The sequence below is a fragment of the Gardnerella sp. DNF00038 genome (assembly GCF_049262855.1).
In the GTDB taxonomy this organism is placed as follows: Bacteria; Actinomycetota; Actinomycetes; order Actinomycetales; family Bifidobacteriaceae; genus Bifidobacterium; species Bifidobacterium vaginale.
In genome coordinates, this window is the sequence record NZ_CP058407.1 from 683,755 (window position 1) to 707,822 (window position 24,068).

The following is a 24,068-nucleotide window of genomic DNA, read 5'->3' on the forward strand; positions in this document are numbered from 1 at the left end:
ATGCCGTTAACTGTGATTACGATGACTAACTGTCCACTATCTTTAAGAGGTGATTTAACCAAGTGGATGCAAGAAATAGCTACAGGCGTTTACGTCGGCAATTTTAATAGTCGAGTTCGAGAAGAATTATGGAAGCGCATAGAAGACAGTGTTGGAAATGGTGCTGTAACAATGAGCTTTTCTTCCAGAAATGAAATTGGCTACGATTTTAAAACTATTCATTCGCATCGTGAGGTGGTTTATTCGGATGGATTACCTCTGGTACGTATTCCAACAGTTGATACATTAGAAAACGATATTAAACATGGATTTAGCGATGCAGCACATTTTCATAACGCAAGGAAATTTTCAAATGTTAGGCGTAAAAGTATTAATACTACTTCTAATAAAATTGAAAATAATCTTACAACTGAAAGTATTAGTTATCTAAGTTATGATAATGTTTCTCAAAATGCAAAATTTACTACAAATAATGAAGAAATAACTTGTACAGATTACTGGAAAAATTTTATTGGGAAAATAAGTAAGAATTTTGTTGTAATAGATTGCGAAACTACAGGTTTAAATAGCAAAGTTGATAAAATCATTGAAATTGGAGCTGTTAAGTTTATAGATGGAAGAGTTGAAGAATTTAAAACTCTGATAAATATTAATGATTCTAACAATAATATTCTTAGAAAAAATAATATAATTCCAGATGAGATTACTGAGTTAACTGGTATTACGTGCGATATGCTTGAGTCGGATGGTGTAAGTTTAGATTTAGCATTAAATGAATTTATTGATTTTGTCGGCAAATTACCTGTACTTGGATACAACGTACAATTTGATATGTTATTTTTGAATTCTGCTTTATCCTCATTAGGTGAAAGTTTTGATGATTCTCTTTCAGTTAATAAAATTTTTGATATCTCTCGTTTTGTAAAGAAAGAAAAGAAATTTTTAAAAAATTACCAATTAAAAACAGTGCTAGATGAATACAACATTGCTGAATCCGTTCCGCATAGAGCTCTTCTGGATGCTAGACTAACAGCGCAGCTTGTTTTTAATTTGACAGAATTGTTAAAATTTCTTTCATAAAGTTATAATTTTAAAGGATTGTGTGCAACAATGGATTAGTTTTGAAGACTAAATAGTTTTTACTATTTAGTCTTAGAAAAATGGCTATTTTATTGGGATTTTTAAGTGTCTTTCCCGCATACGCGGGGGTGATCCCTTATGAGTATAAATAACGTAAGAGTACACGGTGTCTTTCCCGCATACGCGGGGGTGATCCTGAGTAACTACGATTTTAGATCTAAGAAGGACGGTCTTTCCCGCATACGCGGGGGTGATCCTTGTATTTATACGATGCTTGGTATTGACAATGTGTCTTTCCCGCATACGCGGGGGTGATCCCTTTCGATTGCGGTATATTCCCTATTTCTGGAGGTCTTTCCCGCATACGCGGGGGTGATCCCAAATTAGTAAACAATTTATTAAGTTACGAGAAGTCTTTCCCGCATACGCGGGGGTGATCCCTGGTAAAGAGCTTTTAACATCTTTGCAAACTTGTCTTTCCCGCATACGCGGGGGTGATCCTCAACGAATGTATCAGATGTTTAGAGAGCAAATGTCTTTCCCGCATACGCGGGGGTGATCCCATCTACAAGCAAATTGCAGGTGGTGAACCAGCGTCTTTCCCGCATACGCGGGGGTGATCCCATAGGTACGTTGTGCGTTATTAACAGTCGTATGTCTTTCCCGCATACGCGGGGGTGATCCCGCCTAGATAAGGCAATCGAAGAAGAAAACAAAGTCTTTCCCGCATACGCGGGGGTGATCCCTTTGCTGCCTGGTAAGCGTCCGTGAGGCATGTGTCTTTCCCGCATACGCGGGGGTGATCCTTAAGCAATATCAACGACAGTCAGCTAGCACAAGTCTTTCCCGCATACGCGGGGGTGATCCTGTATTATGGCTGTAAATAATTTAACTATTTTGGTCTTTCCCGCATACGCGGGGGTGATCCTTGGCGATACGTTTAGCGCTGATTTTGATAAAGGTCTTTCCCGCATACGCGGGGGTGATCCCAAAGCGCGCAAGCTTGCAGATGAACTACTACAGTCTTTCCCGCATACGCGGGGGTGATCCCACAAACAAGCCCAACCGCTGAATACGAGCCATGTCTTTCCCGCATACGCGGGGGTGATCCTCCGCTTGAGTCGCGTCGACAAGCTATTAAAAAGTCTTTCCCGCATACGCGGGGGTGATCCTTGAGTTGCGTAAAAAATACCCATCGCAATACAGTCTTTCCCGCATACGCGGGGGTGATCCCTTGAGTGCTCTTGATAAACTTGATGAGCTTGAGTCTTTCCCGCATACGCGGGGGTGATCCTGTTTGCTTCTGTGCGAATAGAGTCAAAGAGTTGTCTTTCCCGCATACGCGGGGGTGATCCCGTCTTTCTGCTGTTCTAACGCTGTTTTATTTGGTCTTTCCCGCATACGCGGGGGTGATCCTTGTATTTATACGATGCTTGGTATTGACAATGTGTCTTTCCCGCATACGCGGGGGTGATCCCTTTCGATTGCGGTATATTCCCTATTTCTGGAGGTCTTTCCCGCATACGCGGGGGTGATCCCAAATTAGTAAACAATTTATTAAGTTACGAGAAGTCTTTCCCGCATACGCGGGGGTGATCCCTGGTAAAGAGCTTTTAACATCTTTGCAAACTTGTCTTTCCCGCATACGCGGGGGTGATCCCTGGCAGGGTACAATAAATACGTCAATCGTACCGTCTTTCCCGCATACGCGGGGGTGATCCCAAGAACGAGCAACACGAGAAAGCATCGAATGGGTCTTTCCCGCATACGCGGGGGTGATCCCAAATTAGTAAACAATTTATTAAGTTACGAGAAGTCTTTCCCGCATACGCGGGGGTGATCCCATTAGAAGATGCAATTAGGTTAGAAAAATAACGTCTTTCCCGCATACGCGGGGGTGATCCTAAATTGTGCGCCTGTGTTATCTGCAAGTTCTTGTCTTTCCCGCATACGCGGGGGTGATCCTTCCCGACTCTTTCCGCTCAATACCGCGGAACGGTCTTTCCCGCATACGCGGGGGTGATCCTTGAAGTGCAATAAGTAAATAAAGAGTCCCGAACAGACCAAGTGTCCGGGACTCACTATCCACTATACTGCAGGCTCATTATGAAATTAGATGCAATAGTATCGGCTATGTTCTCACTTGTTATTATCGCTGGAATATGGTGTCATTTTTTCGCCTTGGCTCATAGGCTTTCCTGCATACGCTGATGCTATCCTAGAAGTGCATTTATCAAAAAGAAAGAGCTTAGCGTGTTATTACTGCATATAATGATGTGGAAAATAAGAGAGGAATTAAAAGCTAATGAATATGATGAAAATTTATTATGATATGGCTGAGAAGCTCCGTCCCTATGCAGAACCTACTATGGACGAACGTTTTAAAGAAGCAGTCAATAGTGCTATTAGAGCAGGAGAGCCATCAATTGCAATTGGTGACTATTTGGCAGAAGCATGGTTGCACAAGAGTGCGCCTAAAGAGTTGTTAATCGAAGCGTATAACCTGCTAGAGCCTTATGAGTGCGGCGATATATATGACGATATAGCAGACGATTTAGGGTTACCGCGTAAAGTTGATCCATTAGACGAATAAAAAATAAATTTTGGTCTATAACCCTAGAACCTATAACCCTAGAAAATATACTTATAATGAAAATTGCGAGGGATCCCCTCGACTAACAATCTGACGTAAACGGCAGCTGCGAGGCCCTCGCGTTACATTCATTATAGCTTTATTTTTTAGAATATCCAATGTAACAAAGGATTCAATAAATACTATTTTTCAAAAACGTTTATCTAGAGAAGATACGAAACTAAGTTGCGTTTGCATAATAGAAAACAGGAAAATTAACTATTACAAAAGAGCTGGTCATTCCCCCAAACCTACTCGTTACGAGATTAAGGGTAAGGGGAGCCCCAGCTCTCAATTCAATTCTATCATATGGGCATCTTCCTCATACATAAAGGTCACCCATATTGTTGTTATTGTTTAGTTAGGTTTATCATACACAATAAGCACGTATCAAAACTGTTTCCTTAGCGCAATAATTTTGATACATTTGCTATGAATATATGACACGCCAAGCGACACGCCAAAAGACGCAAAGCTTGCATTTGTAAATATTTCGGGTATAGTAGTTACTCGTGCTTCGGCGCTGGCAGTTGTCAGTGTGAGAGCATTGCGGACATAGCTTAGTTGGTAAAGCGCAACCTTGCCAAGGTTGAGACCGCGGGTTCGAGTCCCGTTGTCCGCTCTAGGTCCGGTGAGTTATTCGACCTTACGGTGGGTTAGCCAAGCGGTTAGGCAGCGGCCTGCAAAGCCGTATAGATGAGTTCGACTCTCGTACCCACCTCGATTAAGCGGGTTAGCTTAATAAACAACCTGGGCGGTTGGCGCAGTGGTAGCGCACTTCCCTGACACGGAAGGGGTCACAAGTTCGAACCTTGTATCGCCCACTCGAAAGGATTGCCTTTCACGCATAATTAAAAAAATTTTGGGTGATTGGCGCAGCGGCTAGCGCACTTCCTTCACACGGAAGGGGTCATAGGTTCGATTCCTATATCACCCACAATATTGTTCAGTTTCGCGGTATGATATACCGCATTTTTTGTATCTACTGGTATGCCTCGGTATTAGTTAGCATTTTATTAATACATTTTTCGCGTATAGGTTGATTTAAGAATAAGCGTAGCATCAAAATTAAACACTATTTTTGAGTTATGCACAAAAATAGTATTGGATAATGTAACGGTGCTGAATAGTGTAATTCCCAAAATCTCGCAGTTACGCTGCTCGGTTACGCTGCTCGTTCATGTTGCTTAATCACGCTGCTCAGTTCTACTATTTAGCTTTACTGATTACTTGATATCCGTGTTTAATTAGCACAGATTCGAGTTGAGAAAGATACGCAATTGCTGCAGGGGAAAGATTCGTGCGCTCATTCTTAATCCACCCAACAAGCATGGTTTCTTCGCAATCCAGCGGAATGGTCACGATTTTCTCGTTATTCAAGTCGCCATTGTCGATTCCAGTGCAAATCGTAAAACCATTAAGACCAATAATAAAGTTCAAAATGGTTGCGCGGTCTGTAACATTAATCTTTTTAGGTGGATGTTGAGGCCATACCGCTTCCTCTGTAAAGAAGAAGCTACCATCCTCACCCTGCTCATACTGAATAAACGGATATGGTCGCAAATCCTCCAAAGTGAGTTTTTTATGACCTGCAAGTGGATTGTTTCTAGAAATAAACACATGCAATTTAGCGCGGAAAAGTGGATGGAATTCAAGATGCTTTTCTCGAAGCATTTTTCCAATAACGTCTTTGTTGTAGTCGGAAAGATAAAGCAAACCAAGGTCTGCGCGCATTGAAGTCACTTGATTAATAATATTTTTTGTACGCGTCTCCCTTAGTGAAAACTCGTACTCGTTAGAATCAATGCTGCGAATCATGTCTACAAAAGCCTCAACAGCAAACATGTAGTGCTGAGTTGCAACGCTGCAAAGCTGTTTTCTAGGCTTAGTGCTGTTGTAGCGCTCTTCAAGCAAATCTGCCTGGTCTAAAACTTGTCGTGCGTATGTTAAAAACTCAGCTCCGTCAACAGTTAATGCAATTCCTTGAGAAGATCTAGTAAAAATCTCAATTCCAAGCTCTCGCTCCAATTCTTTTACGGAAGAGCTTAACGCTGGTTGTGAAACATAAAGTTCATGCGAAGCTTCGTTCATAGATCCGCACTCTACGATTTTCACAATGTACTTTAATTGCAGCAGCGTCATTATTAAGAGCCTTCCGATTTTGGGATTTATACTTTACTATTTCCAACTATTACAACTATAACAACTATAAACTAACGCCTATAATCTTGCGACTTTGGCTTAGTGCTTATAATTTAACGCCCAGCGATGCTAAATCTTTGCGAGCTTGTTCGGTAGTAGTAAAAACAAACCCATGCATTCCAACATTATGCGCGCCATCAATATTTACTGGCTTATCGTCGAAGAAAACAGTTGTTTGCGGTTTCAATCCAAATCTGCTCATAGCAAGCTCAAAAATCTCGGGCTGTGGCTTATGCAAATGCTCAACGCCAGAAATAATCGTACCTTGTAAAAGAGTAGAAAGTTCTGGGAATTTACGCAATGCGAGTGGGAAAGTTTCTCTAGACCAATTAGTCAATCCCCAAACTCCGTAGCCAGCTTTGCGCAAATCGTGCAATAAATCAACCATTCCAGGCATCATTTGCGTAAGAACTTGGTCATAGTGTGCGCAATACCATTGAAAAGCGTTACTAAGCTCCTTGCCAAAACGCCTTTCATATTCTGGCAAAAGGTCTTTTAGTAGTTCGCCGCCGTCCATGCGGTCTTCAAACTCATAGAATCCAGCCAAATCGTCTTTTCCAAAAGTGCCATTAGGGCAAATCGTGTCTACTAAATCCGGGAACTGTTTTTGTAAACAATTCCTGCAATTCCACTCGAGTAAGACCTTACAATAATCAAACATTACGTCGTGAATTTCAACAGATTCTACATTTTCATTTGTGTTGATATTTGTGTTGATATTTGTGTTTTTCATTTTTTCTTCTTTCACTAATTAAGATTCATTAAAAGACCAATAATGTAAGGCAGCGCATTAATAATATCGCTTGCTACAATTGGGTGATCTGAAGTTGAAGCATCATTTGATTCCACTATGTCTTGCGCCAATTGAGTGTAATTGTTTTCGCTGTTGATTTTAGATGCTAATGATGCTGAAATTCCGTGGATTACAGCTGCGCTCGCTGCAATAAAAGCATAGTTTTCGTTTTCTGCGTAATTCGCGTAGTTTTCTGCATAATTTTCTGCACAATTTTTATTATTTTCTTTTCTTTCGCGTTGCGCTAATAATGCTCCTAGAATTCCTGCCAGTACATCTCCTGAACCTGCGGTTGCGAGCCAAGATGGAGCGCATTTTGCAATATAAATGGGAGAGTGTAGTTCTGATGGTGATGCAACTGCTGTTGTTGCGCCTTTAACTAGCACAGTTGCTCCAGTAAGATCGGCTGCTTTTTGAGCGTAGTGTGTTGGATTGCTAGATATTTGCTGTGCGCTTATATTCAAGTCGTATCTAGTAAAAAGTGAGCTTAATTCTCCTGTGTGTGGAGTGAGAACCACTTTTGTGCAAACATGTTTTGGCAGTAAATCTAACGCTCCAGCATCTACGCATAGTGGTGGAAGATTATCTTTTTGACTTATTGATTGTTCTTTCGAATTATTATTTTCTTTCGCATATTGCGCAAGAATGCTCGCAATGTATTTTCTTTGATTTGCGCTAGCTTCAGTATTGCAATGATCCGCATCTGGTATTCCAGATCCAACTGTTATAGCGTCGATTTTTCCAGTCAATTGTTCCGAGGCTACTACTTCTGGAGATGTTTGTAATACTAAGTTTTGTGCGCGAAGAGGACCGGCATAACGAACCATTCCAATATTTGCGTGTGACGCAGCACTCGCGCTTAATATTGCAGCTCCAGGATACTCATTAGAACCCGTTACTAATCCCAGAACCCCACGCGAGTATTTATTGTAAAAAGGCTTAGGCTTTTTTAGACATTTGCTTACATCTTTTGCTTCTATGTTTAGAAGTTCACTCATGCTTACGATTGTAGTGAATATCTGGGATTGTTATTTGTGGGATTGTTATTTGTGGTTTTGTTATTTGTCACATTGCATTCGCTATATACACCATTTATTTATATAACGCAAGAAAAATCGCAATTATATCAGACAAAAAATTTGCGACACGCCACTTTTGAAAAAATATAATAAATTTTCAAAATTTCATTGACCATCCATCATATTTTTTCTATGCTTTTAAACGTTATTGCTAACGATAATCTTTCCTAATTAAAAAATAATGGAAAAAGTGAAAACGCTTTTTAAACAGATTACAAGACTTGCAATAATGTGAATTCATAGATTCCGGAAAGGAAAATAGTGAAAACTGCACGAATTTTTGCCACCGCAGCCACCGCCGCTTTGCTAACTGTTGGCTTGTGCGCATGTGGATCAACAGCTAAGACAGCAGATCAAAAGACTAACGGTAATCAAGTAAACGTAGTTGCAACCACCACTCAAATCTGCGATTATGTAACTCAAATCGCATCCACTGCAGATGCAAAATCTGGATTAAGCCTTAATAAAACCGATTCTCAAGGCAAAAAGTCTGTGATTGGCGCGCCTCAAGACAAAGCAAAGTCAACAATCAACCTTACATGCTTGCTTGCTCCAAACGCATCTGCGCACGAGCATGAGATGACTCCAGCGCAATCCAAAGCGCTTTCTAAAGCAGATTTAATGCTTGTTTCTGGAGTAGATCTTGAGCACTTCTTAGATCAGGCTGTAAAAGCTACTGGATTTAAGGGCACGATGGGAGTAACTTCGGGCATTCTTACCGCAGACGAAATCAAGGATTCAAAGGCAGAAGCTGCTAAAGAAAAGAATCTTCCTTACAAGATTGACCGCGGTATTGAAAAGGTTCATGCCGAAAAGTGGCCATTCCCACCAGAAGAAGGCGAGAAGGAGCCTGAATTCCAGTATGATCCACATATTTGGACCAGCACCAAGAACACTATGATTCAAGTCAAGAATATTGGTAACTTCCTTGGCAAAGCTCTTCCAGAAAGCAAGTCAATCTTCGATGAGCATGTTGAAAAGTTCGTTAAGTCGCTTACTGATTTGGACTCTTGGGCAACTGAAGCTTTGAACAGCGTACCGCAGGAACATCGCGTTCTATTTACTTCGCACGACGCATTCGGATACTTCTCACGCGACTACAATGTTAAGTTTATTGGAGCAGCGCTTTCCGACTTCAACAGTCAGCAAGATGCAACTGCAGACCATATTAAGGAGGCTGCAGAAGCTGTTAAAAAGTCTGGTGCCGTAGCAATCTTCGCCGAAAATTCCAACAATTCAAAGTCTATTAAGGCTGTGGCTGCTGCTGCAGGCGTAAAGGCGATTATTGGCGACGATGCGCTTTATGGCGATTCCCTTGGTCCTGTTGGCTCTGCTGGCGAGACTTATATTGGTTCCATTGTTCACAATGTTCAGACTCTTGTTAAGGCTTGGGATGGCAAAGTTCCAGACCTTCCAGAATCTGTAAAAACTGCTTTGAAAAAGTAGTTAATAGGTAGCTACATAAGTAGCTGAAAATAATAAATCACTACAAAAGTAGTTACAAGAAGGTTAATTTATAGTGAATAAGAGCGTCCTAGCAATGAAAGATTGCGACCTAGCATACGGTTATAAAACTGTTGTGACTGGGCTTAACGGAAGTGTAGAAGCTGGAGAGGCTTTAGCTTTAATAGGACCTAATGGTTCTGGAAAAACAACGTTTTTGCAGGCGATTATTGGTATTGTGCGCGTAAGCCATGGAAGCTTAACAATGCCAAAAACGGTTTCTATAGGCTACGTTCCTCAACAAGTTGATTTGGATTTGACTTTTCCAATCACCGCTCGTCAGGTTGTAGCAATGGGCTTAAGCAGGCAAACTGGATTCCTCGGTTTGCTTAAAAAAAGCCAGAAAAAATCTGTTGAGGACGCTCTTAATCATGTTGGTTTGCTAAATAGAGCAGATGTGCGATTTGGTGATCTTTCTGGAGGTCAGCGCCAGCGAATATTGCTTGCTAGAGCTATTGTTGCGCGCCCTACGTTAATTCTTTTAGACGAGCCTTTTAACGGATTAGACGAGCCGAATCGAAAAGAACTGCTCAATATTATGAAGTCCGCAAAAGAAGATGGGATTTCGTTTGTTGTCTCTACTCACGACTTGGTAATCGCGGACGCGATTTGCGAAAAAGCCTTGCTTTTGGCTGGTCGTCAAGTAGCTTTTGGGCCTCTTAGAAAAGTCATGACTAAAGAAAACATATCTTTGGCTTATGGTGGAAGTATGCCAGCTGCAAGTGCGGGTATTACTTTGAATCAATTAGCAAACAAAGATGATTCGTTAAATGCGGCGAGTGTCACAAGCACTTTTAGTGATTCAAGTATTTCGGGCACTGCTTTAGGAGACGAATCCAATGCTAGCTGAATTGGTTGAGTCTTTGCGCAAAATCCTCGAGCCTATACCAGGATTTGACTTTATTGCATCCGCTCCATACATTTTCAGACCTTTCTGTCTTCTTATTGTTCTTGCGATTGCTAGCGGAATAGTTGGCGTGTTTGTTAACTTAAGATGCGCCGAGTTTAATGCGGAGGCTTTGGTTCACGGGATTTTTCCTGGAATCGTAGTCGGAGCGTTATATGGTGGAATTGGGCAAATTATTCCAGGAGCTTCGATTTGCGCAATTTTTCTGGTTGCCGCTCTTGTGTGGGCATCTAGGTCTCAAAAAATCAACGAGTCAATAATAGCAACAGTTTTAACAACATTTTTTGCGCTTGGAATCGTAATATCTCTTAAAAAGGGAGATATGTCTGGTCAGCTTGAAGCACTTATGTTTGGACGTTTGCTAGATGTTACAGATGATAGAATGACTCAAGCAATGCTTATTTGTTTATTTGCAATCGCATTACTTGTTCTAACTTGGAAGAAGCAAATTGTTGTTGCGTTTGACCGCGCTAGTGCTCCTTTAATGGGTGTTAATACTTTACTTGTAGATATTGTGCTAAACGTTGCAATTGCGTCTGTTGTAGTTTCTGCATCTTCGGCTGTTGGCGTACTTCTTGTTATTGGATACCTTGTTATTCCTGGAGCTAGCGCAAGATTGGTTTCTCGCACTGTTGGGCGTATGGCGTTTGTTGGCGTTGCGGTTGGTATTTTTGGCGTTTTATTAGGCATGTACGCTATGAACTTGGAACTTGATCATCCAGTTTCTCCGCAAGCTGCAGTGGCACTAAGTATTTGCGCAATGTTCGTAGTCGTTTTGATTTTAAGATTCTTATACAGATTTACATACGCACTAGTGTTTTCTAAAAAGAAAAAGTCTAGCGCAATAGATGGTGGTGGAAAGTAATAATGGTAAGTATTTGGCAAATTATTGCTCTTCCGATTGTAGAAGCAATCGCTGTTGGAGCATTATGCGGTTTTGTTGGATCCTTGGCTTTGCTTAATCAGCGTATTTTCTTCACCGAGTCTATAACTCACGCTGCTTTTCCAGGAGCTGTTATTGGAGTTGTAGTTACATCTGTTTATACGATTGACCAAAACGTTTTGTCTATTGGTCTTTTTATTGGTGCTGCTTTGGCTTGTATTGTTTTGTCTTTTATGATGCATGTGCTTTCTAAACTAAAGGGCATATCTTCTCAAGCATCTGCTGGAATAACTCTTACTGTTGGTTTTGCAAGCGGCTACTTTTTAAACAAGTGGTTTGCTCCTCTTCCATTGCGAATTGAGGGTTTTTTAACAGGATCTTTGCTTAATTGCACTCCTGCAGACGTGATTTTTGCGATTATTGCATTCGCTCTTGCACTAGGATTGTGGAGTTTTAATAGTGCTAATTTGATTCACTGCTCTTTTGACTCCACTAATTACAAAGCTTTAGGAGGCAGAAGCGGATTAATGCAAGGAATTGTTCTTGCGCTAATAATCATTACAGTTTCGGTAATTATTCCAGCTGTTGGAACTGTTGTTTCGGTATCTTTAATCGCAGCTCCTGCAGCAGCACTAAAGAGCAGAATGCGTTCCATTAACAAATTTGTGTTTGCGTGCGTATTGTCTTCTATTTTTATAGCGCTTTTAGGACTTGCCTTAGCTGTGATTTTAAGACTTTCTGCTGGCGGAACTATTGCGATTTGCGCTGGATGCTTCTATTTAGTTGTAAAGCTTAGTGAAAGCATCTTTTTGAAAATACATGAGATTTATTCTGGTTTTTGCAAAAAATCATTGTTAAAAAGTCGCTCTGTTGTTCTAGAGTAACAGAGAATTGCGCGTGAAAAATGCGTGCGATTGACGTCGTTTTTTGCGCGTTTTATTTATGTTTTAATCGCGTAAGTTTATCGACGCCACACAAGTCCAGGTCTGCACATTAGTAACGCAAGACCCCGATAGAAAAGGACAATTATGGCTGAAAATACCATCTCCATCACAGTAAACAATGAGCGCAAGGAGGTGGATGCAAGCTTCACTGGCGTTGAACTTTTCGCGGAAGATAAGAATATTATTGCCGTGCGTTTAAATGGCGAGTTGCGTGATTTGTACACGCATCTTCATAACGGCGATACCGTGGAATCAGTAGCACTTGATAGTGAAGATGGCATCGCAATCATGCGTCATTCCGCTACACACGTGATGGCTCAAGCTGTTCAAGAAATTCGACCAGACGCAAAGTTGGGCGTAGGTCCTGTAATTAAAGACGGCTTCTACTACGATTTTGATGTTGATACTCCATTTACGCCAGACGATTTGAAGCAAATCGAAAAGCATATGCAGCGCATTATTAAAGAGTCTCAAAGCTTCCGCCGCCGCGTTGTAACAGAGGATGAAGCGCGCGAAGAAGAAGCAAATCAACCTTATAAGTTGGAGTTGATTGGGGATAAGGAAGCGGCTCTTGATCCGGCTGCTGCTGGCGAAATCAGCAAGCATGAGCTTAGCATGTACGACAATTTGGATCGCGAAGGCAATAAGGTCTGGAGTGATTTGTGCCGTGGACCTCATTTGCCAAATACGCGCTATATTAAGGCTTTTAAGCTTGAGCGTGTTGCTGCAGCTTACTGGCGCGGTTCGGAGCATAATCCTATGCTTCAGCGCATTTACGGAACTGCATGGCCTAGCAAAGAAGAGCTTAAAGCTTATACAACTCGCATGGAAGAAGCTGCTAAGCGCGATCATCGTAAGCTTGGCCAAGAAATGGATTTGTTCTCATTCCCAGACGAGATTGGTCCAGGCTTAGCAGTGTTCCATCCAAAGGGTGCTGCAATCATTAACGCAATGGAAGATTATTCGCGCGAACAGCACAGAAAGCATCACTACAGCTTCGTACAAACTCCGCATATTACTAAGGGCGGCTTGTATGAGACTTCCGGCCATTTGCAGTGGTACAAGGATGGCATGTATCCTCCAATGAAGCTTGACGAAGAGCGCGACGAGAATGGCAATGTAACCCGCCAGGGTGCTGACTACTACTTGAAGCCAATGAACTGCCCAATGCATAATTTGATCTTCAAGTCTCGCCAGCGTTCGTACCGCGAGCTTCCTTTGCGCTTGTTTGAGTTTGGTACTGTGTATCGCTACGAAAAGTCTGGCGTTGTGCATGGCTTAACTCGCGTTCGCGGATTGACTCAGGATGATTCGCATATTTACTGCACTCGCGAGCAGATGCGCGATGAGTTAAAGAGCTTGCTTAACTTTGTGCTTGGTCTTCTTAAAGACTTCGGTTTGAACGACTTCTACTTGGAGCTTTCCACTAAGGATGAGCACAAGTTCGTTGGTTCCGACGAGATTTGGGAAGAAGCAACTAACACTTTGGCAGAGGTTGCTAAAGAGTCTGGTTTGGAACTCGTGGACGATCCAGGTGGAGCTGCATTCTACGGCCCGAAGATTTCTGTGCAAGCTCGCGATGCAATCGGCCGCACTTGGCAGGTTTCTACTATTCAGCTTGACTTCAATTTGCCTGAGCGCTTTAAGTTGGAGTATATTGCAGCTGATGGTAGCCACCAGCGCCCAGTTATGATTCACCGCGCACTCTTCGGCTCTATTGAGCGCTTCTTTGCTATTTTGCTTGAGCATTATGCCGGCGCGTTCCCAGCATGGTTGGCTCCAGTTCAGGTGACTGGCGTTCCTGTTGCAGACGAGTTTGCTCCGCACTTGCAAAAGTTTATTAGCGATTTGGAAGAGAATATGGTTCGTTGCGAAATGGACAGCTCCGACGATCGCTTTGGCAAGAAGATTCGTAACGCTTCTAAGTCTAAGGTGCCTTTCACTTTGATTGCTGGCGAAGAGGATGTGAACAACAATGCTGTGAGCTTCCGCTTCCGCGATGGTAGCCAATTGAATGGTGTTCCAGTTGAGCAAGCTAAAGAGTGGATTTTGTCCATTATTAAGCAGCGCGTTCAAGTGAATACTGCAGAAGATTTTGAGCGCTACACAAAGTAGCATTCGCGATGCAACTTACGTAGCATAAATCAACGTAAGTCAATACAAAACAAACCCGCACTTCTTAACGTTGTGCGGGTTTATTCCTTTTATTCTTGATTTATTACGAGTGACTTAGTTACTTAAGCAGCGCACGAATTGCTTCGATTTGCTCGCTATTAACTTGACTTGCAGGCTCGCGAACAAGCGTGCTAATCGGCAATCCCTTAAGATTTACAGCAGCTTTAATAGCAGAAATAAACAAGTCGGTAGTGTTGTAAACTGCCATCAAATGGCTGATTCTTTTAGCACATTCAATAAGATGTGCAAAATCGCCAGCCTCATACGCCTTATGCAAAGATGCAAAAGTTTCTGGCTCTACATTTGTAAGACCACAAATTACGCCGTTTCCTCCAGCAATCCTGTTAGGAGTGTAATACTCATCAAAGCCAGAGAAAACAACGAAATCTGGGTTTACGCGTCTAGTGGCTTCAATCATTGCGCGAGTATGGCTTATAGTATCTACCGTATCTTTAATACCAACAATATTCGGGTATTTTTCAGCAAGACTTGCAACTAAGCTTGGTGTTAAATCGCTGCCAGTTCGAGCAGGGAAGTTGTATAGAATAACGGGCAAGCTAGTTGCGTTAGCAATTGCGCCAAAGTAGCGTTCTGCGGTTTGTTCGGTTGGTCCAAAGTAGTATGGAGATACAGCTACAACAGCGTCTGCTCCGCAATTTTCCGCAAACTTAGTAAAGTCAAGTACTTCGTTAAGATTTGTGTTTCCAACGCCTATAAGAACTGGAACTCTGTGATTAACGTGTTCAATAGCAAACTTAGCAGCTTCCTTTTTTACGCTAAGTGGATATGCGTAGAATTCGCCGATGCTGCCAAAAATCAATATGCCATTAATCCCAGCATCAATCAGATGGTCTAAGTGCTTTGCCCATAAGTTGTAGTCAATGCTTCCGTCATCTTTGCTTACAGTTATTGATGGGCAGAAAACGCCCTTAAAAGCATGCAAATCAAGCTTTGCGCTACTAGAAGTAGTCATAAAATTCGTCCTTTTATTTAATTATTTTGTGTATTGAATTATTTTGTGTATTGAATTATGGGGTATAAGACTTTAACTGGCAAAATCTTACACCCCATAAGCAATGATTATTCAAATCGATTATTCAAATAACTTAATTAATTACAGTTTAATACCATACGCCTTCTTTGCATTATTCATAAAGAAATCTTCGTCGTCGCCGAAAAGCTCAACCATTAAGTCAAGATGCTGCTTAAGTGAAGAATTCAACTTAACAACTGGCCAATTGGAGCTAAAGAGTAGGCGATCAGGGCTAAAGGTGTCTTTTACAAACTTAACAATATCTGGATTTACTGGATTATCTCCCGAAATCTTAATATAGCTGTGTGGAAGCTTTGCAAACGCACGCAAAGCATTGCAAGAATCGTCGTCTAATCCTGGAACATTGCCCAAATGGTTTAGAACAACAGTAACTTCTGGAACTTGCTCAAAAGCTTTAGCCATATCTCCAAGTTCTTCGCCACGATTGCAAAGCTCGAAAGGCATGCCCTTCTTCGCCATTGCCTTAAGACCACCAATAAACGAAGGCTCTAGGCAACGTCCGCGTGGCTCGCTTGGAATATGAAGAGGCTCGCGAATACCGGTTGCGTGAATTGGAACGCGCATAAACGGATCCAACGTGACTCTAAGCATTTTAGCTAGAATTTTAGGATTAGGATTTTCGCCAATAAGCCTATCTTCTAGCTCGTGGTCTGCAGCATCAACCTCAACGTATACGCCGCCGAGGAAGTCAACTCCTAAATCTGCATACTCTTTTTCTAGCTGCTCTAGAGTAAAAGTGTGGTTTAACTTGTCTAAGCCATCAAGCCAAGGCAAGACTTGCTTTGTTGGATCCCAAATATGAAAATGTGAATCCAAAATACGAAGTTGAGACATAATAAATTTTCCTTTCTAAAGACTTTCAAATAAAAACTTTGTAAAGACTTTGTAGTTATTCGCGAATTATTTAGCTTCTACAAGACCAATCTTTGAGCCCCAAAGAGCGTACCAAGCAACATACAAGAATCCTGGAACTGTGAGCAATACGGCGGCTTCGATTCCAGCAAAATCTTGTACCAAACCGAAAACTAACGGAATGATTGCAGCGCCAACAATGCTCATAACGAGTGCAGAAGAACCAGTCTTTGCTGCTGCTCCATGAATTCCCTTAAGAGTAAGAGAGAAGATTGTTGGGAAGCCAATGGAGATAAACAAGTACGCTACAATGTAGGCGATTACAGAAATCTGACCAAGTCCAAGGAATGCAACAAACATAAGCACTGCGCTTAAAGTCATGTACAATCCAAGAATCTTGCCACCATCAAACTTTGCCATCAAAGGAGTTGTAACAAAGCGGCCGATTGTAAACATTAAGGAAACGATTGCAAGCATAGAAGCAGCAACACCAGTGGTGATTCCAGTACCCCAATGCTTTAGAGCAAAGTCGGAGAACATTGCCATTCCAGCAACTTGAAGTCCAATAAAGATGAATTCTGCAATAATTCCAAGAGTAAAGTATGGCTTGCTCATAAGATGAATGAAGGAAGAATCACCCTTGCTTTCCTGGTCTGCCTCAACGTCTCCTGGAGGAGTAGGGAGTTTAAAGCAGAAGAAGATTGCAATAATCGCAATAAGAACAATGCCAATAACAATGTAAATCAAGCGAGTATCGCCAAGGAACTTTAGCTTAGCAACGTCGAAGCCTGGCTCGTTCTTTGCAACAGTTTTGCCTAAAATTTGACCAAGAATAAGAGGTCCAACAATGTTTCCAACTCCGTTGAAGCTCTGTGCCATGTTGATTCTAAAGGATTCGCCCTTCTCATCGCCAAGCTTAGTAATGTAAGGGTTGCAATTCGTTTCCAAAGTTGCTGCGCCCAACGCTATAACAAACATTGCAACTAGGAACATTGCGTAGCTTGCAGTAGATGTTGCAGGGATTACCGCAAATGCGCCAAGAGCAAAGAGTGCAAGACCGCTTATAACGCCGCCCTTGTATCCAAAACGCTTTGCGATTAAGCCTGCAGGAATTGCCATAACAAAGTATGCGCCAAAATATGCTACCTGCAGCAATGCTTTTTGAGTGTTATTCAGTTCAAGATAATTGCCAAATGGTGAATTCAGTGCATTGACCAAATTCATGGTCAAGCCCCATACAAAGAACAAGGATGTTACCAATACAATGGCAATCATAGCTTTTGAGCTACTTTTGTTATTGTTAACGACCACGTTGTCGTTCTCGTTTGTAATCATCGTCACTCCAATGTGAGAATAATTTTGAGAATAGTCTATAGAATACTTATGGAATTTTTTTAATATTGCTGTGCTAATGGTGCGTAAGCTTATTAATTCAGATTACGCACCATTAAACAGGTGATTTATTGCACTAGATCTTTAAATCTTAAAGCTGAAGTTTAGAACTTAAGACAAAGCGCGATCAAGATGCACGTAGCCGCCATCAACGAATACCCACTGACCTGTGGTGTGCGAAGAGCGATCCGAAAGCAGGAATGCAGCTTCGTTTCCAATCTCTTCCGTAGTAGTCATGCGGTTTTCCAGAGGAATCTTGTCGGTAATAACCTTCAAGCGAGCTTGCTGAGCAGCTTCGTCGCCAAATGTCTTAATCCAATCGGCATATAGTGGAGTCCAGCATTCCGAAACAACAATTGCGTTTACGCGCACGCGATCATGAACAAGAGCTGCAGCCCATTCACGAGTCAAGCCTAAGATTCCGCCCTTTGCAGCAGCATAAGCGCTAGTCTTACCCTGACCAGTTAGAGCAGTCTTAGAAGAAATATTCACAACAGCTCCGTGGCTTTCCTTCAAGTACTTTACAGCAGCATGAACAGTTTCGTAGTAGTGAGTGAGGTTTCCGTGAATCGACTTCTCGAAGTCGCGCCAAGAAGTGGATTCCAAATCCTTGTTGTCGTTAACGCCAGCGTTATTTACAATGCCGTCAATATGACCATACTTCTTATAGGTTTCTTCAATAATTGGTGCAATCTCGTCCGTGTCGTTCAAGTCGAGAAGATAAACATCGTAGTTCTTTGTGTATTGCTCAATATCTTTGCGGAATGTTTCTTCTGCAGCGTCCGCTCGGTTAATAACTACTGGAATTGCGCCTTCTCGAGCAAGTTGAAGCGTAATGCCTTTACCAATTCCCTTGAATCCACCTGTTACAATGAAAACCTTGCCTTCCAAATGCAAATCCATAATGAACTCCTTTGTTAAATGATGTGGTTTGCTTTTAGTTAATTTTTAAATTATAAAATTTTATGATTTATTTTTTACAAGTGGCTAATCGTTAATCACTATGCGACTAGCCACTTGTTTTTTTTACTATTTTTAGCCGCGATAAAGGTACTTTTCGGCTGTTTCCAGCGTCATCTCAGTGCCATTACCTGGTGCAGTTGGTGCAACGTAATTGCCATTCTTGATTTGTGTTGGATGTACAAAGTGCTCGTGCTGATTGTCTACGTATTCAATCATGCGACCTTCCTTTGTTCCAGAAACTGCAACATAATCAAACATTGCAAAGTGGCATACGGCTTCGCACAATCCAACTCCGCCTGCGTGTGGGCAAACTGGCTTGTTAAACTTACGAGCAAGCAAGTATTCGAGAACAACTTCTTGTGGACCTGCAACTCGAGTTGCGTCGATTTGCATGATTCCAAATGCGTTTGCTTGCAAGTATTGCTTGAACATGATTCTGCTTTGCATTTGCTCGCCAGTTGCAACTGGTATTGGGTTGATTGCGCGAGCGATTGTTGCGTGTCCAATAACGTCGTCTGGGCTTGTTGGCTCTTCTACCCAAGCCAAGTCAAAGTCGTGGAAGCGATTAATCCAAGTAATTGCTGTTGGAACATCCCACACTTGGTTTGCATCTACTGCAAGACGAACATCTGGACCGATTGCTTCGCGCGCGAGTGCGAGTCTTCGCAAATCGTCGTCTACATTTTGACCAACCTTAAGCTTAATTTGCTTAAAGCCTTTAACTTGCGATTCTTCCTTAGCGATTGCAACCATCTTCTCGTCACTGTAACCGAGCCAGCCTGCAGCAGTGGAGTAGCCTGGGTAGCCGTTTACAAGCAAGTCAGCAATTCGATCTTCCTTGCCTTTTTGCCCATCTTGCAAGAACTCGATTGCTTCTTCTGGTCTTAATGCATCGGTCATGTAGCGGAAGTCAAGAGTAGAAACTAATTCCTTTGGATCCATCTCGGCAAGCAAGCGCCACAATGGTTTCCCAGCTCGCTTTGCTTTAATATCCCACAATGCGCTTAAAATCGCGCCAATTGCCATGTGTTCTACGCCTTTTTCAGGACCTAGCCAGCGAAGTTGTGAGTCGTGAACGAAAAGATCCCATGCAAGTCGCATGTTGTCTAGCAATTCTTCCACGTTCCTGCCGATAAGCACTTGAGACATGGAGTCGATTGCTGCGCAAACAACATCGTTTCCGCGACCAATCGTAAATACAAATCCAACGCCTTTAATGCCATCGTCTAGACTTGTTTTGATTTCTACGTATGCGGATGAATAATCTGGATCTTTGTTCATTGCGTCGGACCCAGAGAGCGTTTGCGACGTAGGGAATCTAAAATCATAGGTTTTTACTGATGTAATTGTACTCATAACGATTTGTGCTCCTTTGCTTTAAGATCGTTGTGACCTACTCCTATATTCTATAACTAAATAATAGAAAAATGTTCTAATCATTAGGAAATTTTCGTAAATAATTTTTTGCGAATTTTTCCTAATCTCATATTTTGTGATAAATGTCATATTTCGGATTTTAAGAATATTGAAAAATTGAGCTTTTATCTTTTATAACTGTTAAAAAATGACCACTTTTGGCATCGATGTTATCTGTTAAATTCTGATTATTCGGCGTGTCATAAGAAAATTTCGCGACTTTGCATAGTCTGTAGCGAAATAACATATGATATTATTTCTATTAGGCTTGATATGTCAGGCAATAATGCGGTTTTTCTATTTTTTGAATTTTCGCATTGCTGAGAATTAATGCAAAATTAAGTAAGAAATTTTCTCTGCATTTGTTTGCGACTTAAGAAAATTTTGCGACTTATAAGCATATGAGCATAGGAATATAGGAATTAGGAGAGTGCATATGCCAACTCGTAGTCACGCAACTAGCATTGCTGAAAATGAATCTTCAAAACCTCGCATAACGGAGTTGGCTAAAAAGGCGGGGGTATCGCCTTCTACAATTTCAAAGGTTATTAACGGTAGAACTGGCGTTTCAGATGAGACTCGCAAAAAAGTAGAAGAAGTTCTTTTAAAAAGTGGGCGCGAGTATTCGCTTGTAAGCACTAAGGTATCTCCGACAATTGAATTATTAGTAGATTATGTGGCAAATAATGGCACTATTGAGATGATTACTTACGCATCTCGTTGGGCGCAAAGAGAAGGATTAGCTCTTACAGTCGCTCAAACCGATAATGGTAAGAAACGTGATGAGTGTTTGCGTGGAATTGTAGATAGAAATCCTCTTGGTGTTATATCTCAAATGTCTGATCTTACGCAGAAAGATAAGGAATTTTTGCGTATGCGAAATATTCCGTTGATTATAATTGATCCCGTGTCTCTTTCTAATGGGGAAGATCACACGATTTCAATCGATAATTGGACAGGAGCTTATGAGCTTACAAAACATCTGATTAATCTGGGGCATAAGAGAATAGGAGTTATAACTGGTCCTCTTAATGTTCAATCTGGTGTTGCGAGATTTGCTGGTTATAACGCTGCAATGGAGCAGTCTGGCTTGACGATTGATAAAGATTTGGTTAAAGAGGGGGATTATCTTCCTGAACGTGGCTATGAAATGGCTTGTAAGATTTTGGATTTGCCTGAAGAAAAGCGTCCTACTGCTATTTTCGCTTGCAACGATATTACAGCTGTAAATGTGTATCGCGCTGCTCGCGAACGCGGTATTAAGTTAGGATCTGAGCTTTCTGTAGCTGGGTTTGATGACGTGTATCCTGCACAGTATTTGATGCCATCTTTAACAACTGTTAATCAGCCTTTTGACTCAATAGCAAAGAATGCCATTAGAATGATTCTCGCGATTCGAGAAGGCAAGCAAATTGAAAATCAGCTAGTTCTTCCTGCACATGTTGTTATTCGAGACAGCACTCAGACTGTTGTCGATTGATAGAAGAGTTATTAGATATAGAATTTGACTTATGATTTATGGCTTATGACATAAATCAAATAAATGTGGACGCAGCCTAAATCAAGAGCTTAAATCAAGATAAGTTGCGTCCACAAATATTGCGTATTTATTTATTATTTTATTATTTTAGAAGACTACATCAAGCTTGTGTAAATCTTGCGAATGTCTTCCAAAGTTGCCTTGCGTGGGTTTCCTGGAGTGCAAACATCTGCCAAAGCGTCGTGGCTTAAGCCTTCAATATCTGCCTCACTAGCTCCAACCTCGCTAATCTTAGTAGGATTTCCAAGCTTAACAGTCAAGTCGTGAACAGCCTTTACAGCAGCATTACGCACGGTTTCAAGGTCGTCGGTGTATGCGTTTGGAACGTCGAATGCAGCAGCAATATCGCGATACTTTTCGCCACTGTAATCCTTGTTATATTCCATAACAGGAGCAAGCAAAATTCCGTTTGCAACGCCATGAGCAACGCCAAGGCGACCGCCGAGTGGGTGAGCCATGCCGTGAACCAAGCCCAAACCAACGTTGGAGTATGCCATGCCAGTTATATAGCTTGCGTAAGCCATTTGTTCGCCTGCTGGAACATCTCCATCTGCGCTCTTTGCAAGGTTTTGTGCAATCATGCGGATTGTTTGCAAAGACAAGCAATCCGAAAGGCTCCATGCGCCTGGAGTAATGAAACCTTCGATTGCGTGGGTGAGTGCGTCCAAACCAGTTGCAACTTTAAGCGCGCGTGGCATGGAATCGGTGAGGTCTGGGTCTACGAATGCAACGATTGGAATATCGTGAGGATCTACTGCAACGAACTTGCGAAGCTTTGCTGTATCGGTAACAACATAGTTGATTGTTGTTTCGGATGCGGTTCCTGCTGTTGTTGGTACGCCAAAGATTGGCACAGAAGGATTCTTTGTATCTGCAACGCCTTCTAGAGAAAGAACATCGCCAAACTCTGGGTTGGCTACAATAATTCCAATGCCCTTGCAGGTATCTTGTGGAGAGCCGCCGCCGAGACCAATAAGGAAGTCTGCGCCAGATGTCTTAAACTTTTCTACACCGTCTTGAATGCATTCAACAGGTGGATTTGGCTTTACATTGTCGAATACTTCGTATGGAAGACCAGCGGATTCTAGAACGTCTGTAACTCTTTTAACGGTTCCCGTCTTTACAAGAACTGGATCTGTTACTACAAATGCTTTTTTAAAGCCGTGTGCTTTAGCAACGTTTGGAATCTCTTTGATTGCTCCGCGGCCGAAGTAAGCAGTCTGGTTGAAAATCATTCTATAGACCATGCGAAAATCTCCTTTGAGTTTCATATTGGCATACGCCAAATTTTTGGTAGTCGACTAATATTTTACAATATTGCATGACATTTGGCGAGTGTGTTAAATAAGTGTTTTGTTACTAAAATTAACAAATAAACAATTAAAATGAACATAAACTAACTAATTTTATGCATTTTTATTTATTTTAGATATAAATAAGCACATTTATAAAAATTCGAGCACATGATTTGCAATGAATATGTTGAAAGAAAAATATTAATCACGTTAAGAAAAATTCTTTAATTGATTGGTGTTTTAGTTATCTAATTGATTTATTTTGAATTAAATAATCTATTTGGAATGCAAATTTAGATCTGTAATATTACGCCTGTGAATTTAAGCCTCTCATACTGGCTCTCATACTAAAGTATGACGATTTTATATAAGAGCATTTTTATATCAAAATTTAATATCAAAATTCCTATTATTTCAATGAGAATATCAGCCTTACGCACTATAGAGAATGCGTTTTTAATCCCGTAAATTGTAATTGTAAGGTAATTCCAATACTTGTAAGGAACTGCAAAAGTAAGCGAGGTGCAAAATGAGTGTTGAAAATAGTCAAGATACGCGTTTTACGCAAATGAATTATTCCGCTCAAGAAGGTTTGATTGGCGAGACTGCGGTTGCAGCTTTGCATGTTGTTAAAGATTTTGGCAAGGGTGCAGGCATTGTTCACGCTTTGCGAGATGTAAGCGTTAGTTTCGAGCGCGGCAAGTTTACTGCGATTATGGGTCCTTCGGGTTCTGGAAAGTCAACTTTAATGCATTCTTTGGCTGGTCTTGACAGCGTTAATTCTGGAAAAGTTTTGGTTGACGGCCTAGATATTACAGGCATGAGCGATAAGCAGCTTACGCTTATGCGCCGCGAGATGGTTGGTTTTATTTTCCAAAGTTTTAATCTTCTTCCAATGTTTAGCGCTGAGCAAAATATTCTTATGCCTCTTACTTTGGCAGGCAAAAAGCCAGATAAGCAATGGTTTAATACTTTGGTTAATACTCTTGGCTTGCAAGATCGTTTAAAGCATAGGCCTGCTGAGCTTTCTGGTGGTCAGCGTCAACGCGTTGCAATTGCTCGAGCTTTAATCTCTAAGCCTTCCGTAGTTTTTGCAGACGAGCCTACTGGCAATCTCGACTCTGCTTCCAGCTTGGAAGTTTTGCATTTCTTGAAGAAGTCTGTAACGGAGCTTGGTCAAACTGTGATTATGGTTACTCACGACGCTGTTGCAGCGTCTTACGCGGATCGAGCAATCGTGTTTGCAGATGGTCAAATCGTTGAAGACGTGCAAAATCCTACTGCAGAAGGAATGAGCAAGATGCTTATGGAGCGTAGCGAGGCTGGCGTTAATAATCAGCCTGCTCAATTGCAATAAA

At 41.6% G+C, this 24,068-nt stretch carries 18 protein-coding genes, 4 tRNA genes and 1 CRISPR repeat array; of the genes, 13 read left to right on the top strand and 9 right to left on the bottom strand.

The genetic code is table 11. The features are described 5' to 3' along the window. From cas2e to HXT19_RS02625, 6 genes are all read left to right on the top strand, one after another. Positions 1-1,080 (top strand): type I-E CRISPR-associated endoribonuclease Cas2e, encoded by a 1,080-nt coding sequence (cas2e, locus tag HXT19_RS02600; RefSeq protein ID WP_422119742.1) that lies wholly within the window; start codon positions 1-3, stop codon positions 1,078-1,080. A gap of 107 nt (positions 1,081-1,187) precedes the next feature. Beyond that, positions 1,188-3,106: direct repeats of the CRISPR family, unit length 28 nt; unit sequence GTCTTTCCCGCATACGCGGGGGTGATCC. 279 nt (positions 3,107-3,385) lie between these two features. Then, positions 3,386-3,673, top strand: coding sequence for a hypothetical protein (locus HXT19_RS02605; RefSeq protein ID WP_422119743.1), 288 nt, complete (start codon positions 3,386-3,388; stop codon positions 3,671-3,673). 588 nt (positions 3,674-4,261) lie between these two features. Next, positions 4,262-4,334: transfer RNA gene (locus tag HXT19_RS02610), tRNA-Gly, on the top strand. Between the two features lie 28 nt (positions 4,335-4,362). Further along, positions 4,363-4,433, top strand: a tRNA-Cys gene (locus tag HXT19_RS02615). A gap of 31 nt (positions 4,434-4,464) precedes the next feature. Then, a tRNA-Val gene (locus HXT19_RS02620) sits at positions 4,465-4,536 on the top strand. A 40-nt stretch (positions 4,537-4,576) separates the two neighbouring features. Next, a tRNA-Val gene (locus HXT19_RS02625) sits at positions 4,577-4,649 on the top strand. A gap of 272 nt (positions 4,650-4,921) precedes the next feature. Here HXT19_RS02625 and HXT19_RS02630 read toward each other — a convergent pair. From HXT19_RS02630 to HXT19_RS02640, 3 genes are all read right to left on the bottom strand, one after another. Continuing rightward, on the bottom strand, positions 4,922-5,854 hold the full coding sequence (locus tag HXT19_RS02630) for a LysR family transcriptional regulator (RefSeq protein WP_102720664.1): 933 nt from the start codon (positions 5,852-5,854) through the stop codon (positions 4,922-4,924). A gap of 106 nt (positions 5,855-5,960) precedes the next feature. After that, the gene (locus HXT19_RS02635) at positions 5,961-6,647 is read right to left on the bottom strand and encodes an HAD family hydrolase (protein WP_174191070.1); all 687 of its coding nucleotides are present in this window, start codon (positions 6,645-6,647) and stop codon (positions 5,961-5,963) included. Between the two features lie 14 nt (positions 6,648-6,661). Beyond that, entirely contained in the window at positions 6,662-7,705 is a 1,044-nt protein-coding gene (locus HXT19_RS02640) for an ADP-dependent NAD(P)H-hydrate dehydratase (protein ID WP_009993726.1), read from the bottom strand. 342 nt (positions 7,706-8,047) lie between these two features. Here HXT19_RS02640 and HXT19_RS02645 point away from each other — a divergent pair, with 342 nt between their 5' ends. The 5 genes from HXT19_RS02645 (at position 8,048) to thrS (ending at position 14,138) form a co-directional block, all read left to right on the top strand. Further along, positions 8,048-9,232 carry a metal ABC transporter solute-binding protein, Zn/Mn family gene (locus HXT19_RS02645; RefSeq protein WP_004117940.1) on the top strand — a complete coding sequence of 395 codons (1,185 nt, stop codon included), beginning with the start codon at positions 8,048-8,050 and terminating at the stop codon, positions 9,230-9,232. 94 nt (positions 9,233-9,326) lie between these two features. Then, positions 9,327-10,139 (top strand): metal ABC transporter ATP-binding protein, encoded by an 813-nt coding sequence (locus HXT19_RS02650; RefSeq protein WP_013399558.1) that lies wholly within the window; start codon positions 9,327-9,329, stop codon positions 10,137-10,139. Continuing rightward, complete coding sequence (locus HXT19_RS02655; RefSeq protein WP_422119744.1) at positions 10,129-11,061, top strand: metal ABC transporter permease; 933 nt, start codon at positions 10,129-10,131, stop codon at positions 11,059-11,061. Before HXT19_RS02650 ends, HXT19_RS02655 begins: the two co-directional genes overlap by 11 nt. A 2-nt stretch (positions 11,062-11,063) precedes the next feature. Next, positions 11,064-11,963: a metal ABC transporter permease gene (locus HXT19_RS02660; RefSeq protein ID WP_004111893.1), complete on the top strand. Its 900-nt coding sequence runs from the start codon at positions 11,064-11,066 to the stop codon at positions 11,961-11,963. Positions 11,964-12,107: 144 nt separating this feature from the next. Then, positions 12,108-14,138: a threonine--tRNA ligase gene (thrS, locus tag HXT19_RS02665; RefSeq protein ID WP_174191072.1), complete on the top strand. Its 2,031-nt coding sequence runs from the start codon at positions 12,108-12,110 to the stop codon at positions 14,136-14,138. A gap of 118 nt (positions 14,139-14,256) precedes the next feature. On the opposite strand, the gene HXT19_RS02670 is transcribed toward thrS, so the two are convergent. The 5 genes from HXT19_RS02670 to HXT19_RS02690 form a co-directional block, all read right to left on the bottom strand. Next, a complete protein-coding gene (locus HXT19_RS02670; protein ID WP_415681888.1) occupies positions 14,257-15,171 on the bottom strand; it encodes a dihydrodipicolinate synthase family protein in 915 nt (304 codons plus the stop codon). A gap of 141 nt (positions 15,172-15,312) precedes the next feature. Further along, entirely contained in the window at positions 15,313-16,086 is a 774-nt protein-coding gene (locus HXT19_RS02675) for an amidohydrolase family protein (RefSeq protein WP_004111888.1), read from the bottom strand. Between the two features lie 66 nt (positions 16,087-16,152). Continuing rightward, positions 16,153-17,439 (bottom strand): MFS transporter, encoded by a 1,287-nt coding sequence (locus HXT19_RS02680; RefSeq protein WP_422119745.1) that lies wholly within the window; start codon positions 17,437-17,439, stop codon positions 16,153-16,155. Between the two features lie 168 nt (positions 17,440-17,607). Then, complete coding sequence (locus HXT19_RS02685) at positions 17,608-18,399, bottom strand: SDR family oxidoreductase (RefSeq protein WP_004138047.1); 792 nt, start codon at positions 18,397-18,399, stop codon at positions 17,608-17,610. Positions 18,400-18,531: 132 nt separating this feature from the next. After that, positions 18,532-19,815, bottom strand: coding sequence for an enolase C-terminal domain-like protein (locus HXT19_RS02690; protein ID WP_004121554.1), 1,284 nt, complete (start codon positions 19,813-19,815; stop codon positions 18,532-18,534). Positions 19,816-20,311: 496 nt separating this feature from the next. On the opposite strand from HXT19_RS02690, the gene HXT19_RS02695 reads away from it, so the two are divergent. Then, positions 20,312-21,355 (top strand): LacI family DNA-binding transcriptional regulator, encoded by a 1,044-nt coding sequence (locus tag HXT19_RS02695; protein ID WP_422119746.1) that lies wholly within the window; start codon positions 20,312-20,314, stop codon positions 21,353-21,355. 155 nt (positions 21,356-21,510) lie between these two features. On the opposite strand, the gene fucO is transcribed toward HXT19_RS02695, so the two are convergent. Beyond that, positions 21,511-22,662 carry a lactaldehyde reductase gene (gene fucO / locus HXT19_RS02700; protein ID WP_422119747.1) on the bottom strand — a complete coding sequence of 384 codons (1,152 nt, stop codon included), beginning with the start codon at positions 22,660-22,662 and terminating at the stop codon, positions 21,511-21,513. Between the two features lie 577 nt (positions 22,663-23,239). Between fucO and HXT19_RS02705 the strand changes: the two genes are divergently transcribed. Further along, complete coding sequence (locus tag HXT19_RS02705) at positions 23,240-24,067, top strand: ABC transporter ATP-binding protein (protein ID WP_004111879.1); 828 nt, start codon at positions 23,240-23,242, stop codon at positions 24,065-24,067. The last annotated feature ends 1 nt before the right edge of the window (position 24,068 follow it).